The 14,356-nt window shown below is 68.7% G+C and carries 13 protein-coding genes and 4 pseudogenes; 8 read left to right on the top strand and 9 right to left on the bottom strand.

Annotation, left to right across the window (positions count from 1 at the left end; all coding sequences use genetic code 11):
• Positions 1 to 12 precede the first annotated feature (12 nt).
• Positions 13 to 677, bottom strand: a pseudogene (locus SLAV_RS37275) (response regulator).
• A complete protein-coding gene (locus tag SLAV_RS42835; protein ID WP_244225272.1) occupies positions 668 to 835 on the bottom strand; it encodes a sensor histidine kinase in 168 nt (55 codons plus the stop codon). The pseudogene SLAV_RS37275 and the gene SLAV_RS42835 overlap by 10 nt, the downstream one beginning before the upstream one ends.
• Position 836: 1 nt before the next feature.
• On the opposite strand from SLAV_RS42835, the gene SLAV_RS37270 reads away from it, so the two are divergent.
• Positions 837 to 1,775, top strand: a complete 939-nt coding sequence (locus tag SLAV_RS37270; protein WP_244225271.1) for a serine hydrolase — start codon at positions 837 to 839, stop codon at positions 1,773 to 1,775.
• Between the two features lie 78 nt (positions 1,776 to 1,853).
• On the opposite strand, the gene SLAV_RS37265 is transcribed toward SLAV_RS37270, so the two are convergent.
• Positions 1,854 to 2,708: a hypothetical protein gene (locus SLAV_RS37265; protein ID WP_100661203.1), complete on the bottom strand. Its 855-nt coding sequence runs from the start codon at positions 2,706 to 2,708 to the stop codon at positions 1,854 to 1,856.
• Between the two features lie 237 nt (positions 2,709 to 2,945).
• Between SLAV_RS37265 and SLAV_RS37260 the strand changes: the two are divergent.
• Positions 2,946 to 3,667 (top strand): annotated as a pseudogene (locus SLAV_RS37260) (SDR family NAD(P)-dependent oxidoreductase); the annotation flags it as partial.
• Between the two features lie 243 nt (positions 3,668 to 3,910).
• Here SLAV_RS37260 and SLAV_RS37255 read toward each other — a convergent pair.
• On the bottom strand, positions 3,911 to 4,597 hold the full coding sequence (locus SLAV_RS37255; protein ID WP_030227727.1) for a hypothetical protein: 687 nt from the start codon (positions 4,595 to 4,597) through the stop codon (positions 3,911 to 3,913).
• A gap of 485 nt (positions 4,598 to 5,082) precedes the next feature.
• On the opposite strand from SLAV_RS37255, the gene SLAV_RS37250 reads away from it, so the two are divergent.
• Positions 5,083 to 5,793: a M24 family metallopeptidase gene (locus tag SLAV_RS37250; RefSeq protein ID WP_051840537.1), complete on the top strand. Its 711-nt coding sequence runs from the start codon at positions 5,083 to 5,085 to the stop codon at positions 5,791 to 5,793.
• Between the two features lie 178 nt (positions 5,794 to 5,971).
• Here the strand turns inward: SLAV_RS37250 and SLAV_RS37245 are convergent, their stop codons facing one another.
• Complete coding sequence (locus SLAV_RS37245; RefSeq protein ID WP_030227731.1) at positions 5,972 to 6,916, bottom strand: alpha/beta fold hydrolase; 945 nt, start codon at positions 6,914 to 6,916, stop codon at positions 5,972 to 5,974.
• A gap of 89 nt (positions 6,917 to 7,005) precedes the next feature.
• Between SLAV_RS37245 and SLAV_RS37240 the strand changes: the two genes are divergently transcribed.
• Positions 7,006 to 7,596: a TetR/AcrR family transcriptional regulator gene (locus SLAV_RS37240; protein WP_030227732.1), complete on the top strand. Its 591-nt coding sequence runs from the start codon at positions 7,006 to 7,008 to the stop codon at positions 7,594 to 7,596.
• A 113-nt stretch (positions 7,597 to 7,709) separates the two neighbouring features.
• On the opposite strand, the pseudogene SLAV_RS42830 reads toward SLAV_RS37240, so the two are convergent.
• Positions 7,710 to 8,004, bottom strand: a pseudogene (locus tag SLAV_RS42830) (IS5/IS1182 family transposase); the annotation flags it as partial.
• Positions 8,005 to 8,432: 428 nt separating this feature from the next.
• On the opposite strand from SLAV_RS42830, the gene SLAV_RS37230 reads away from it, so the two are divergent.
• The 4 genes from SLAV_RS37230 to SLAV_RS41305 all read left to right on the top strand — a co-directional run bounded on the left by SLAV_RS37230 (position 8,433) and on the right by SLAV_RS41305 (position 10,620).
• On the top strand, positions 8,433 to 8,909 hold the full coding sequence (locus SLAV_RS37230; RefSeq protein WP_030227736.1) for a cupin domain-containing protein: 477 nt from the start codon (positions 8,433 to 8,435) through the stop codon (positions 8,907 to 8,909).
• Positions 8,910 to 9,177: 268 nt separating this feature from the next.
• Positions 9,178 to 9,348, top strand: coding sequence for a hypothetical protein (locus SLAV_RS41310; RefSeq protein ID WP_158740562.1), 171 nt, complete (start codon positions 9,178 to 9,180; stop codon positions 9,346 to 9,348).
• A gap of 424 nt (positions 9,349 to 9,772) precedes the next feature.
• Complete coding sequence (locus SLAV_RS37225) at positions 9,773 to 10,417, top strand: HAD-IA family hydrolase (RefSeq protein WP_030227737.1); 645 nt, start codon at positions 9,773 to 9,775, stop codon at positions 10,415 to 10,417.
• A 41-nt stretch (positions 10,418 to 10,458) separates the two neighbouring features.
• Positions 10,459 to 10,620 carry a hypothetical protein gene (locus tag SLAV_RS41305; protein WP_158740564.1) on the top strand — a complete coding sequence of 54 codons (162 nt, stop codon included), beginning with the start codon at positions 10,459 to 10,461 and terminating at the stop codon, positions 10,618 to 10,620.
• Here the strand turns inward: SLAV_RS41305 and SLAV_RS41300 are convergent.
• From SLAV_RS41300 to SLAV_RS37210, 3 genes and pseudogenes are all read right to left on the bottom strand, one after another.
• Positions 10,604 to 10,888, bottom strand: a complete 285-nt coding sequence (locus tag SLAV_RS41300) for a hypothetical protein (protein WP_158740566.1) — start codon at positions 10,886 to 10,888, stop codon at positions 10,604 to 10,606. The two genes, SLAV_RS41305 and SLAV_RS41300, sit on opposite strands and share 17 nt — an antisense overlap.
• Positions 10,889 to 11,739: 851 nt before the next feature.
• A pseudogene (locus SLAV_RS37215) lies at positions 11,740 to 13,034 on the bottom strand (IS256 family transposase).
• A gap of 90 nt (positions 13,035 to 13,124) precedes the next feature.
• Positions 13,125 to 14,309: an FAD-dependent monooxygenase gene (locus SLAV_RS37210; RefSeq protein ID WP_030227740.1), complete on the bottom strand. Its 1,185-nt coding sequence runs from the start codon at positions 14,307 to 14,309 to the stop codon at positions 13,125 to 13,127.
• Positions 14,310 to 14,356 lie beyond the last annotated feature (47 nt).

Below are 14,356 nucleotides of genomic sequence, written 5' to 3'. Positions count from 1 at the left end.
CGACTGTGAGCGTCATGCAATTCCTCCGGGGCCGCCATTACTGCGGAGGTGGGCCAGGACGGCCAGGACCCGGCGGTGGCCGCTGTCGCCGACCGACAGGCCGAGTTTGAGGAAGATGCTGCCGATGTGTTTGTGGACGGCGTTGTCGGTGATGAAAAGCCGCTGGGCGAGGGTGGCGTTGTCGTGCCCTTCGGCCATCAGGGCCGGGACCTCCCGTTCGCGGGGTGTGAGGGGTGCCGACGGGATCGCCGCGGACGGCGAGGAGCTGGGCGATGACCTCGGGGTCCATGGCGGTGCCGCCGGCGGCCACGCGGCGCAGTGCGTCGATGAACTCCGCGACACGGCTCACCCGGTCCTTGAGCAGATATCCGATGCCTCCGCGGGTGTCGGAGAGGAGGCGGCCGGCGTATTCCTGCTCGACGTACCGGGACAGGACCAGGACGGGTAGCCCGGGGCGGTCGCGGCGGGCCCGGAGGGCGGCACGGATACCCTCGTCGCGAAAGGCCGGGGGCAGCCGGACGTCGACGATCGTGACGTCCGGGCGGTGGGTCTCGACGGCGGCCAGGAACCCGGGGGGCGTCATCCGTGATCGCGGCGACTTCGAACCCCTGGGAGCGCAGCAGGAGTTCAAGTCCGGAGGACAGCAGGACGCTGTCCTCGGCGATGACTATGCGCACGGCAGCTCCACGGTGATGACGGTCGGCCCGCCGGGCGCGCTGCTGATCTCCGTGGTGCCGTCCAGGGCTGCGGCGCGGTGGCGGATTCCGTCCAGGCCGCTGACCTGGGAAACGTCCGCCCCGCCCCTCCCGTCGTCGGTGATCTCTGCGAACAGCATCGTGTCGTTCCTCGGTCTCGGCTTGAGCCTGCCGTACGAGCGCCGCGGCCGCGTCGGGGTCCTGAGGAAGGGTCTCCACGGCCACGGCGAGCCGTATGGCGATGGCCACCAGCCGGGCCTGGCTGCCGTCGGGCAGATCGCGTTCGATCCTGCGGAGTTCCGCACCGTGCGCCTGCAGGACGTCTGTGCGTGTCCGGGTGAGTTCTGTGACGCGTGCGGCCAGTTGTTCCGCGGATGTCGGTGCCAGCACTGCCATACAGCACCGCGCGTGTACCCGGGCGAGCGGTGGCAGGCCGACGGTCGCCGGCGCCGCCAGCAGCAGGAATTGCGCCGGACCGATCGTCCGTGCGGAGGCCCGGCTGTCGATGCGGACACCGAGCAGTGGCATGCGTGGCGTATCCGACGCGGGGAAGGCCCACCACCCTACGGTGATGCAAAGGACGAGGAGCAGGTTGCCCAGGCACAGCAGGGCGAGCATGCCCGCGGTCAGGCCGGTGGCCACCTGGGTCACGAACCACGCGAGGTCGCGGCGCGGGGCGCGCGGGCACGGCTCCACCGGTCGGCCCGGCAGCGTCCCGGTGCGTCGGCGGTGGCGCTCCGCCAGCCCGGCACCGACTGGAACTACTCCAACACCGGCTACGTCGTCCTCGGCATGATCGTCGACAAGGCCACCGGCCGCCGATGGCAGGAGGTCGCGGGCCGGATCCTGAAACCGCTCGGCATGCATCACACCTGTGGTGGCAGCTACTGGAGTCACGAAGGAGGCGAAGCCGGCTACGTCACCCTGAACGGCGCCACCGACGACGGCGGCCGCACCGTCACCGTCTCCATGTCCACCAGCTTCAATGCCCCCGATGAAACCATCCGGCAGCAGAGGGCCGCGAGCGACCTCGTCGACCGCGCGCTGTGCGACACCCCCGGCAACGGGCAGGGGCACTGATCTCCCAGGGGGTGCGCCACTTCGATGGCGACGCCGTCGCAGCGGAGCCGGCGCCGACCCTGCCCGTCCGGTACTGGATCAGGGCGCCGCGCAGGCGACCGTGGCGAAGACGCCGTCGCGGTCGCTGAAGCCCTTGTTCGTGGCCCGGACGGTCCAGCCCGTCGCCGTCGGGGCCGAGGAGTTGAGCAGGACGTCGGGGCTCGCGTCCCCGCCGCCGCCGATCGGCACCAGCCCGGCGGGGCATTCCGCGTGCACGGTGGCGACCGCCCCCACCGCGAGCCTGACGGTGCTGCTGAACTTGAAGGTGGCCTCGGTGGCGGAGCAGACAGCGGTCGCCCGCACGAACGACAGGGGCGCGTCCGGGTCGAAGTCCGTGTACTTCGCCTGCGCCACCCACTCCCCGTTGCCGACGCTCGTCTCGCTGGCGTACGTGCGGTCCCCGGCCTGGATTCCGCCGCCCACCACGAACCGGGTACGGCCGAAGCCGCAGTTCGCCCGGCCGGGATTGGCCGCCTCCCCCGGCTGAAGGGGCTTGTCCGGTCCGACCTCGTAGCCGATGGTCGGGTCCGTCGAACAGACCACCCGCGGATGCAGGGTCTGCACCTTCCCCGAGTCGTTGAAGGCCCGCACCAGCCACCGATTGCCCACCGCATCGGGGTAGGAGTCCTTGATGAAGACCGCGCTCACCGGGTCGTCTTCCACCGTCGCACCTCCCCCGGTGGGCTTCGTACCCTGCGGGCAGTACGCCGCCACCGTGTACAGCCTGCCGGGAGACATGATCGCAGGATGCCCCACCTGCTGGGTGACGGTACGAACGGCGGCCCCCGGCCCCGCGGGCGAAGGGCCGCCGTCCGCCCATGCGGACGGCACGGCAACGGGCAGGGCAACGGCGAACAGCACCGCCGTCAGCGCGGTCGTACGGACGGATCCCATGGCAAGACCTCTTCTTGATGCGGTCGTCACAGGACACCTGTACCCCACACCGCCATCCTGCGAAGTCACCAGCACCCAAGTGCACCAGCCGATTCACCTCCACGCCCTCGACACCCGGGCACCGACCCGAGAACACACCCCGGCCGGCAACGACGCACAAGCTCGTATCCGGACCTCGCACACGCTGGACCCGGCTGCGCTGTTCGGCGAACGGGGACCCGCTCGCCGGAGTGCACCCGGCAGGCGGTCGGCCAGGAGGCGGTCGTCGGCATCGACAACGTGGAGGTCGACGAACTGGACCTCTCCGACCTCGACAGTGCCGGCAGCTTCGCCGGACGCTTCATCGCCTCCGGCCGCGCCATCGACCTGTTGATCAACAATGCCGGGACCATGGCCACTACGCACTCGTCAACCGGCTCTGGCCGGCGATCGCGCGGGGCGGGGGGCGGGTCGTCACGGTGTCCTCCAACGGCCACCAGTTCTCGGCCATCCACTGGGACGACATGCAGTTCGAACACGGCTACGACAAGTGGCAGGCGTACGGGCAGGCGAAGACCGCCAACGCACGGTTCGCCGTACAGCTCGATGCGCTGGGCCGGGACACCGGTGGACGAGCGTTCGCGGTGCACCCCGGCGCCATTGCCACCCAGCTGGGGCGCCACGTGGCCGGGGAGGAGATGCTCGCCGCCGGCTGGATCGACGAGGACGGCAACCCGACGAACGCCGGGTTCAAGACCCCGAGCCAGGGTGCGGCGACACAGGTATGGGTGGCGACCTCCCCGCAGCTGGCCGGCATGAGGGGTGTCTACTGCGAGGACTGCGACATCGCCGAACCCGCAGCCGAGGGCCAGCTCGCCGGGGGCGTACGCGCCTACGCGACGGGCCCCGGGCAGGCGGCGCGGCTGTGGAAACTCTCGGCCCAGCTCACAGGTGTCGACGCGTTCACAGCACCCCTGTGAAAGGGTCCCCCCGCATCAGCTACAAGGAGGTCCACAAGTCCTGAGCATTGCTCTGACCTGCGGCCGGCATGGCCCTGCTCGTCCTGGCTCATCTGTGCTGCGGCGACACCTACGCGCGCGCCTCGCAGCAGGCTTCCGCATCGGGATCGGCCCGGCCTACCGCCACATACGCGAGGCGTCATCCGACGTCTGGCGTCCGGCCCGGCCAGGGCCGGGCAATCTCGTGGCCGGCGCCTGTCGGTGTCAGCACGAATCCGGGTGGGGAGGGGACACGTAGATCGCGGACAGCACCCCGTCGCCGTCCACCTTGACCGGGACGGGGGCAGTGGTGTCGACCAGTTTCAGGTCGTACGGCAGGGACCGCAGCGGGATGTCCTCGCCGAGGTAGGCCACCGAGACCGTGCCGCGACAGGCTGACGGCCCCGGCGGCGCGGTGTCGGGTACCCGGCCGTCCTGCGGGCCGGCCGCGTGGGAGGCGGTGCCGATCAGGGTGTACGCGTATTCGTAGCGGGCCCCGCTGACGACGTTGGCCTCGTGCGTCTTCTTCAGGTCGACCCAGTAGTGGGCGAGCTTGACCGAGACCGCTTCGCACGGGCGCTTGATGTCCTCCGGGGTGAAGTTCAGGCCGGAGGAGTCCAGGGTCAGGCCTTTGGTCTGGTAGTCCCCGCTGGAGCTGCGCAGTTCCTTCAGGTAGCCGGTCAGCTGCTCGACGCTCATTCCGGCGGTCCGCACGCACTCCTTGGGCGCGGTGGGCAGCGCGCTCGCGGCCGGGGCGGCGGAGCCGGTGGCGGGCGCGTAGTGCACGAGACCGGAAGGCGTGGGAGCCGGGACCTGGGCGGCAGGCTTGCCACCTCCTGAACATCCCGAGACGGCCAGCAGCGCGGCCACGAGGGTGGCGGGCAGTACGGACAGCGCACGCGCGCGGTGCATGTGTCCCTCCAAGTGCGAATCGAGACGGCTTCCCCAGGCGGATCCTCTCAAGCGCGGAAGGAAGCGCGCAGGCGTTCGGATCAGGAATCGGGCCGAGGCTTGAGGAACATCCGAATCGCTGACGAGCGAGTCCGTTGTGGCCTGGGGGCACTGCCGGTGCCTCGCGTCATTGTGCGATCCACGGCCGCCGCGACCAGACCCTCATCGCCGTGGCCGCTGTCGGCGCGCCTTCGCGCATCGCGCTCGCTGCCGAGCGGTGATCGGCGCGTGGCCGTCCTGGTGATTCGACCAGAGCCTGGGCTTCGTTGGGCCTGTCAGGTCTGGGGGATCGACCGCTGACCGGGGCCACCTCGGCGGTGTTACGTTCGGTCCCGCCTCGATGAGAGGCCGGCACGGCCACCGCCTTCCCAGCCCTGTCGACACGACAGCGCAAGCCCGTCGGCGGATCAGGCGGGCACGGCGGTGGAGCACGAAGGAGACAGTGCGTGGAGACGGTACGCGACCGGATGGACGAGCAGCTGCGGGTCCTGCGGCTGGTGGAGGCCCAGCGGATGGCGCAGGCCGTGTTCGCCCGGGTCTCGGCCGACGGTGTGATCGCCGCGGGCCGGTACGAGAGCGAGGTGGACCGCTCCATCCGGGAGACCGCGCGGTCGGTGGCCGGCCCCGCGCTGGCCGGTCCGGGCCGGCTCGTCCGCTCCGGGCCCCGCACCCTCCTGACCGACGCCTCGCGCACGGCTTCGGACCGGCTCATCGCCGGGGACGATGTCGTGGTGGTGGACCTGAGCCCGCTGCTGGCCCGCCACGAGACGGGTTTCGCGCGCACTGTCGTCGTCGGTGACGATCTGCGCCGCCACCAGCTCGTCGAGGATCTCGCCGGTCTGCTCGGCCACGCGCAGGAGGTGTTCCAGCGCTGCGGCGGCATCACCGGCAGGCTCCTGCACGCCGAGGTGCGCGACCTCGCCGACGAGGGCGGCTGGTCCCTGGGGTCCGGGCACGTGGGCCGCATCACGGGCACCCTGATCACGGACGGACCGGAGGCCCTGCCGGAGACGGACCTCATCGCGTACAAGAACAGCAGGCCGCTGCGCCGTACGGACCGGAGCGGATTCCCTGCCCACTGGGTGGTGGAGATCCACCTCACGGACGAGGCCCACGGCTACGGCGGGACGCTCAAGCAGCTCCTCGACCTCGCCTGAACAACCCCACAGGGGTTCTTTCGGCCCTGGTGGAAGGCCCTTTCTCCGTGCGGGAAGGGTATCGGTTCGCGTCCCTGGCTTCATGTCTGCGCCGACGGTGCGGGAGTGCCGGGTCATGCCGGGGCACGACTGCCGGCTCATCTCGCCGACGTCACCGGACTGACCAGCGTGTTGCGAACTACTCGACACGCTCGTGATCGATGAACGCGGTCAGCACCTCCACAGTTGCGTCGGGCTGCTCCTCGGGAATGAAGTGTCCGGCTTGTGGGATGACGACGCCGGTCGTGTGCTCTGCCCATGGACGGACGGAGGCGGCCATGTCGGGGATCGAGCCATGGGAGCTGGAGATTCCCAGGACCGGAACGGTCAAGTGTTGCTGTTCGAGGGCGTCGTGGTTCCTACGCGCTGATTCCGCGGCGTCGCGGTAGTAGGCGAGAGCTGCTGAAAGCCCTCCCTCGGCCGCGATGGCGGCGGCGTAGTGGTCGATCTCGGCACGGTCGAAGGTGTTCGGGGACAGGGCTTTGACCTTCAAGAACCAGCCGACGTAGTCACGCTCGCGGCCGGTGAGCAGGGTCTCGGGCAGTTCGGGCACCAAGTGGAAGGCGAAGTGCCAGGTCTTCCAGGCCCGGTCGGGGTCCGTTGGGATCGAGGCCGGGAGGGTGATTCCGGGAATGCCGGCGTCAAGCAGAGCGACACCGTGCAGGCGCTCTTCGTACTTCAGGGCGAGCGAGAAAGCGACCCAAGCCCCGATGTCGTGGGCGACGAGCCAGTACTTCGGCACGTTGAGCGCGGTCAGCGCACCCTGGACGCGCGAAGCGACGGTGTGCGTGTCGTAGCCCCCTTGAGGGCGGTCGGAGTGGCCCTGCCCCGGCAGGTCGATCGCGATCACGTGGAATCGCTCGGCAAGACCTGGCATCACCTTTCGCCAAGCCCACCAGGTCTGCGGGAACCCGGCGAGCAGGACGACGGTGGGACCGGCCGGACGGCCGCCTTCCACGGCGTGGAGTCGGATTCCTTCCGCGTCGACCCAGCGGTGAGCGAAACCCTCAAGGTCGTACAGCGGCAACCCTGGGACCGGGTTCTGGTCGCATGAGGAGTCCGGGGCCATGGCGTCGTAGGTCATGTTTCAAGCCTACTGCATCTTGAACTGTTCAGTTCAAGATAAGATGGGCAGGGCCGCAACGGCCGGTACGAGAACGAGGTGCATGCGTGATGGCCGGGAAGAAGCAGTTCGACGTGGGCATCGCGCTCGACGCGGCGATGGTCCAGTTCTGGCGGGCCGGATACGCCGACACGTCTCTCGACGACCTCTCCAGGACGACCGGACTGAACCGCAGCTCCATCTACTCCTCGTTCGGCGACAAGGACTCGCTCTACCTGCGCTGCCTGGACCGCTATGCCGCGCGGTACGGAAACAGGTACGAGCAGGCGCTTTCATGCGCGTCCGAGGAACCGCTCCAGGCGGTACGGGCGTTCTTCGAGGTCACCCTGCAGCGCATCGCCGACCCTGACGTACCCGATGGATGCCTGATCGCCCAGACCGCGATGGCGGCACCGGCGCTCAGCCCCACCATCGCCGCCCGCGCGATCGAAGCTCTGGACTCCCAGCATGCGCGGCTGCGGACCGCCTTGAACGCCGCACAGTTGCCCGAAGCCGATGCAGACGACTTCGCGGTTCACATGACGGCGGTCAACCAGTCGCTGGCCGTGATGAGCAGGACCAGGGCGAGCCAGAAGCAGCTCCGCACGGTCGTCGACATCAGCATGAATGCACTTGCACGCGCCTTGCATGCCCGGAGCTGACCTCGCCGTCTCGCCCGGATACGGAAGCTGTTGGGGCGGAAACCTGATCCGCGAGCATGCAAGGCGGTGGGAGACGCGACTCGGGAGAACCGGCTTCCGTCAGGCTGCCGCCGCCGGTTGCCGGGTACGGGTCGGCCGACGGAGACGACAAGGCGTGAATCGGCATCAATGACGACCTGGGGGTTGGTCGAGTAGCGATGGTTCTTGGACTGCTCCCCCACACCGGGTCCCGTGTCGGCACCAAGGTGCCGTTCACGATCAGCACCCTGTCTCTGCTGAAGCGGCTCCGTGGCCGGAGCGCGAGCAAGGGCCCGAGCCGGCTCACGAGGCGGCCCGCGGACGACTTCTAGACCCGGACAAGGGAGCCGGCTGCCGCAGGATCATCAAGCCCGGGATCCGCCAGCCGGCCACAGCGTCCCATCTGGCTCGCCTGACATGCCCCAGACCGGCCCACTCGGTCAGCTGGTCGTACGTCGGCATTGAGGGATCCTCGTCCGCCGACTGTGATCCTGACCCCATCAAGGCACGGCCGCCCTTGTTGGACAGCCCTTGGAACGCTTGATCCACAGGTCTTGACCACTTCTCCGCAGCCGCGGCGCGCGCGTTCTTCAGCCAGATCCCCACCTGCGCGCGCTGAAAGGCGGCGTCCAGCGGTGCGAGGAGGTGGTCTTGCTCGACGGCACACTGAAGAACGGAGCAATGGGGCATGGACATTTGCGTGGCGGCGGCTCGCGTACTTGTCGCCAGAAGAGCCTGGGGATCTGAGAATATTGACGTGGTCCGGTGCAAGACACAACCGAGTACCGCCTACCGCCTTCGTTGACCGGGAGAGAAGTATGACCATCAAGGACATTGGGCCGGAACCTCAAAGCTTCGACCTTGAGAAGGCGACGCTCGAAAACACGAACTATCGCACGGTCGCCTGGTCTGGGAAGTACCTTCAGCTGACCCTCATGTCGATCCCGGTGGGTGAGGACATCGGCTTGGAGGCTCACCCGGAGACTGACCAATTCCTACGACTCGACGCAGGCCGGGGCCGCGTACAGATGGGCCCCACGAAGGATCGACTCGACTTCGACCAGGAGGTCGAGGATGGCTGGGCGATCTTCGTGCCCGCCGGCACCTGGCACAACGTCACCAACATCGGGGAAGAAGCTCTGCAGCTCTACGCCGTATACGCGCCCGTCCACCACTCGCCGGGCAAGGTCCATGCGACGGCCGCCGACGCGGAGCTGGACGAGCACTCGGGCAACGACGAGCCGCCAAGCTGGTCGGTCCAGCCTGCCCAGCAGCCATCGGACGAGCACGCCTGACGAGCGAGGGCTTTTCGCGACGGTAGTTCCTGACCCCGAGGCCCACCGAGAGAATCACGGTGGGCCCCTCCCCCCTGTACGCCCTGACGTCCGCCGGTCCGGAACGGTGCTCGCAGCCGGGACGCTGTCTGTCGCCGGGGCGTCCACAGGATTTGCCCACATCGTGAGGCTTCTGGGTGACGCCCAAGCGGGTTCTCCCCCGGCACGGTCAGCGCCCTGCACGTAGGTTTGGTGTTGCGGGTCTGGCAGGCATGAGCATCGCGGTGCGTTGCTCGACCGCTTTCCGCAGTCCGCGCTGACTGCGGCTGTAGCCACGCAGGCCGTGATCGTGCTCGGCCTGTACTTGTACTCGGCCGGCCCCGATCCGGCGGCGGCGGTGGCGTTCCTGTTGCTGATGGGCGAGCGGCTGCAGCGTCGCGAATCGAAGTCCGCCCAGTAGAAATGGCGTCAGTGCGCGGATGATGGCCCTTGGGCTCCGGCCGCGCCGAAGCCGGAGATCAGGTGCACCTGCGGCAAAGCCCTCGCCGTACCGCTGGGAGGCGTGGTGCTCGCGCACGATGCGTACGGGCACGGTGCGGTCGCGTCCCGCGTCCGTGCCTCGACCGCCGCCGGCGGCACGTGCAACAGCACCGCGCTTGCCTGGCCGTACTGCCCTGGAGCGTGGAACTCGTGAAGGGCTGGGTGCGGGATGAAACCCTTCTCCCACCGCGGGGACGTCTGCGACAATCCCGGCTTGAGAGGGGCGGATGACGTGCTGGTCAGCGTCCAAGTCGCCACCGGTGGCGGGAGGCATCAGCGAGCGACCGGGCCGCCTAGGCAGCCGACGTCAGCCGCTCGACTGCCATCACCAAGGAGCGCTGAACATGACCGTCCGCCCCTACGACGCCGTGCTCTGCGACATCGACGGCGTGATTCGCCACTGGCCCGCTGCGGGACCCGATGACCTCGACCACACCCATGGACTCCCCGCAGGCACGCTCGCGGCAGCCGCCTTCGCGCCATCCCGCCTGCACCCCGCGATCACGGGGGAGGTCACCGATGAGCAATGGCGCTCAGCTGTCGTCACGGACCTCGCCGCCGTCTGTGGGTCAACGGATCGTGCCCGAAGCATTGTCGCTGCCTGGTCCGAACTCATGCCACGCGTCGATCAAGAGGTCGTGTCCCTCCTCACCAGGGTCCGCGAAGTCGCCACCGTCGCCCTGGTCTCCAACGCGACCACACGATTGGAGTCGGATCTTTCCCGGCAAGGCTTGGACGGCCTCGCCGACGCCGTGGTGAACACGTCCCGCATCGGAGTCGCGAAACCCGATCCTCGCGTCTACCTCATCGCCGCCGAACGCGTCGGAGTGCCGATCCGCCGCTGCCTGTTCATCGACGACACCGCCGCCAACGTCGTCGCGGCCCGCGAAGTGGGGATGACCGCCCTTCACTACCGCCGGATCGAGAATCTCCAGGAGGCCTTGTCCGGTCTCCTCGCCTCGGCGACCCCACGGGCACAGGGGCAGTGACACGCGAGGCACTCGGACAGTCTCGAATACCCGACTCCACCATGAGCCGTCTACCGGTCAAGACCATCAAGGCCCACCACGCTCTCATCACCCGGCGCCTCGCCTCGCCGGCTCCGGGCGGGATCCGGGCGGAGGGCGCCGGGGCCGTCCACCACCGCGCGGTATGGGACGCGCGAGGGGCCGGGGTCACCAGTTCAGGGTGACGAGCACGGTCCCTTCGGTGCTACGGACCGACACCCTGCCCGCGTCGCCGTAGATCTCGCGTCGCCAGTCGGCGAACAGCCGGGCCAGGCGGAGCGCGGCGTTGCGGCTGAGGGCATCGTCGGTGAAGTAGGAGAAGAAGGTGATCCTCGCCTCGCCGGCGGTGTTCACCTTCCGGACACGGGTCTCGCGTACGGACTGCTGGGAGACGGTGCCGTCGTCTGCCTTGGTGAGGTGCTGTCCGAGGTAGGCCTGGAAGTCCCGGGTCATGTCGAACCAGTCCGCAGACCCGCAGGGGCCACCCCCGTTTCCGATCTCCCCGTCGGTCGGCGGACCGGCGCCACCGTCGGCGGCCTCCTGGTCAGTGGGCGGGCCGGCATGACCGCCGGCCTCCTCGTCCGTCGGCGGGCCCGCGTACCCGCCGCTCGGGTCGTCAGTCGTCGTGTCAAGGCCGCAGTCGGCGGTAGGCGAGAGGGAGGGCACGGGCGCAGGTCCTGCCGAGCCCCCCGGTGCTGTGCTGCCGCACCCCGCGATCAGGGCGCAAAGAAACCCCGCCACCACCAAGCGCCCCGCTGCCGGGACGATCTTCCCCGCCATGCAATTCCCCCTCGGTCACTCATCAAGAGGGGATCCCACCGGCGCCGGTTCCCCCGTCCCGTTACCTCTTCACCCCGTTCCCGGGCCCGTTCGAGCCGGAGACCGGCAGGGCTTCGGATCTTGGCTGCCATGGAGTGACCGGGTGCCGGAAGATCGACTGCTATCAGCCCTCGCATTCACACCAGTCGTGTGGGATGGCTATGGCACACCGCCGACTCATGGTGTGCCACGAGCATTTCTCAGAACGAACCCATCAACGCTTTGTCCGCCCCAACCTGCGAACGGTCCAGGTTGCGCCGACCATGCCCCCGACAGCGAGAGACGTCATTTTGATCCACTGACCACTGTCCGGATTTCCATACAGAAGATCTGAAGCGGCCACACCCAGAAATCCGAATGCGGCAACAGCGGATCGGAATACGACTGCTGCGATCGCGATCTCAGGCGGACCTACAAGACCTTCCTCGGGAGTGTCAGTTTCTTTGTGTAAGCCCTGGTGCTGACGCTTCTTGTGGGTAGTGCGGTTACTGGTTGTCGGTGGCGCGGTCGCCGTAGTAGCCGGCGAGGGTGTTGATCGCTTCCTCCCAGTTGTGGGTCCGGCCGGTGGGGTTGCGCCGGTTAGGCTGCCGGTCCCGGATGACGAGGTAGAGGACCTTGAGCGCCGCTTCCTCGTTCGGGAAGTGGCCTCGGCGGCGGGTCGCCTGTCGGAACCTCAAGTTCAGGGACTCGATCATGTTCGCCGTGTAGACGATCTTTCGGATCTCGGGCGGGAACCGCAGGAACATCACGAAGTGTTCCCAGCCGCGGCGCCGGACCGCTACCAGGGCCGGGTAGCGGGCGCCCCACTCGGCCTCGAACTCGGCAAACCTGGCCTCGGCCGCGTCCGCGGTCGCGGCCGTGTAGACCTGCCGAAGTTCCTTGGCGATCTGCGACCAGTGCCTGGTGGAGGCGTACTTGAGGCTGTTGCGGACCATGTGGACCACACAGAGCTGGATGTCGGCCAGGGGCCAGATCGCGGCGATGGAGTCGGGCAGGCCCTTGAGGTCGTCGCAGCAGGCGATCAGGACATCCTGGACCCCTCGGTTCTTCCGTTCCGCGAGCCAGGCCATCCAGGTCTTGGCGCCCTCACCACCGGCGCCGACCCACACCCGGAGAATGTCGCGTTCGCTTTCGAGATTGATCCCGACCGCGATGTAGACGGGCCGGTTGGCGACCGCGCCGTCGCGGATCTTCAGGACGATGGCGTCGATCATGACGACGGCGTAGACGCGGTCCAGCGGCCTCTGGCGCCAGGCGTCCAGCTCGGCGCTGACCTTGTCGGGGGCCTTGGAGATCGTCTCGTGGGAGACGTCGACGTCGTAGATCTCCGCGAGGTGGGCCTGGATCTCGCCGGCGGTCAGGCCCTTGGCGTAGAGGGACAGGATCGCCTCGTCGAAGCCTTCCACACGCCGCTGGTGCTTGGGCACGATCTGCGGGCTGAAGGTGCCGGCCCGGTCGCCGGGATGTCCAGTTCCACCGCCCCGACATCGGTCAGGATTCGCTTGCGGCTGGTGCCGTTGCGGGAGTTGCCCGAGCCGTTCCCGGCCCGGTCGCCCTTCTCGTAGCCGAGGTGGTCGGCCATCTCGCTCTCAAGGGCTCCTTCCAGGACCAGCTTCACCAGTCCCTTGAGCAGCCCGTTCTCCCCGACCAGGTTCACGCCTTCCGCGCGGGCCCGTTCCACGAGCTGGGCGGCCAAGTCACTTTCTGATTGCGCAAGTCGAGCCAACTCGGCCCCCGTCCGCACGATGCCTTCACGGGGCCGAGCGTCGTTGATCCCCATCAGTGATCTCTCCCGACAGAGACCACATCTCATGCCTTACGGGTCACACCGGGGCATACACAAACTTCCGGACAGTCCCGCCGTCGCCCGTCAGGCGGCGGCGGCAGGGATGTAGTCGGGGAGGCGGACCGGTTCGGTGCGGGTATTCCCGGGGGCGTTCGCGGCCAGCATGTCGAGGATCTCCTGGGTGGGAGCAGGCATGAAGAACCGTTCGGCGCCCTCGCGGCCCAGAGCCTGGTGTTCGGCCACGTAGGGACGCATCTGCTGCTCGTAGGCGGCGAAGGCGGCCGTGTGGTCGCCGTCTCGGGTGGCGAGTTCGCCGGCGAGGACGTAGGCACCGATCAGTGCCTGGGAGGTGCCGCGGCCCGAGGTGGGGCCGGCGCAGTAGCCCGCGTCACCAAGGAGGACGATGCGGCCGGCCGAGTAGGTGTCCATCTCGACCTGGGCGTTGGAGTCGAAGAAGAACTCCTGCGCGGTGTCCATCTCCTTCAGCAGGCGCGGCACCTCCCAGCCCTCGCCGGCGAACCGCTCGGCGACGATCCGCCTGTGCGAGGCGGGGTCGCGACGGTCGTACTCCAGGTGGTCGGCGGCGAAGTGGAAGGCCGCGCGGGCCTCGGTGTTGTCGCGGGCCGTGAAGACGTTGGCGGCCTTGCCGGGGGCGGCGTAGAGGTGGCCGGTGTTCTTCAGGCCGAGATAGTTGTCGAGGTTGAAGATCGCCGTGTAGATGCCGAGGTGGCGGATGAACTCGTCCTCCGGGCCGAATGCAAGCGCGCGGGTCCTGGAGTGGAGGCCGTCGGCCCCGACCACCAGGTCGAAGCGACGGGGCGCCCCGTGCTCGAAGGAGACGAGCACCCCGTCCTCGTCCTGCTCCAGGCTCGCGATCGAGTCGCCGAAGACGTACTCGACGTCCTCGCGGGTGGCCTCGTACAGCATCCGGGTCAGGTCGCCCTTGAGGACCTCCAGGTCTCCGGCGAAGACCGCCGCCGGCAGGGTGGCGTACTGGCGGCCCTCGGCGTCCACCAGGGCCGCGTCGCCCATCTCGGTGTCCAGCGCTCGGATCCCCTCCAGCAGCCCCATGCGGTCCAGGACGTCCAGGGCCTCCCCGCGGAAGTCGACCGCGTAGCCGCCGTCACGCAGCCGGGGGGCTCGCTCGACGACCGTGGGGGTGAAGCCGTGGTGGTGCAGCCAGTAGGCGAGGGTGGGGCCCGCGACACTGCCGCCGGAGATCAGCACGGTCTGGTTCCTGGTCTTGGTCTGGCTCTGGGTCTCGTTCATTTTCCCTGTCCTCTCTCGGGGTGGTGTGTACAACGTACAGACGGTAA

This window comes from Streptomyces lavendulae subsp. lavendulae, assembly GCF_002803845.1.
In the GTDB taxonomy this organism is placed as follows: Bacteria; Actinomycetota; Actinomycetes; order Streptomycetales; family Streptomycetaceae; genus Streptomyces; species Streptomyces lavendulae.
The sequence above is the reverse complement of the archived record's forward strand: the minus strand, read 5'-3'. Positions and strand labels throughout refer to the sequence as shown.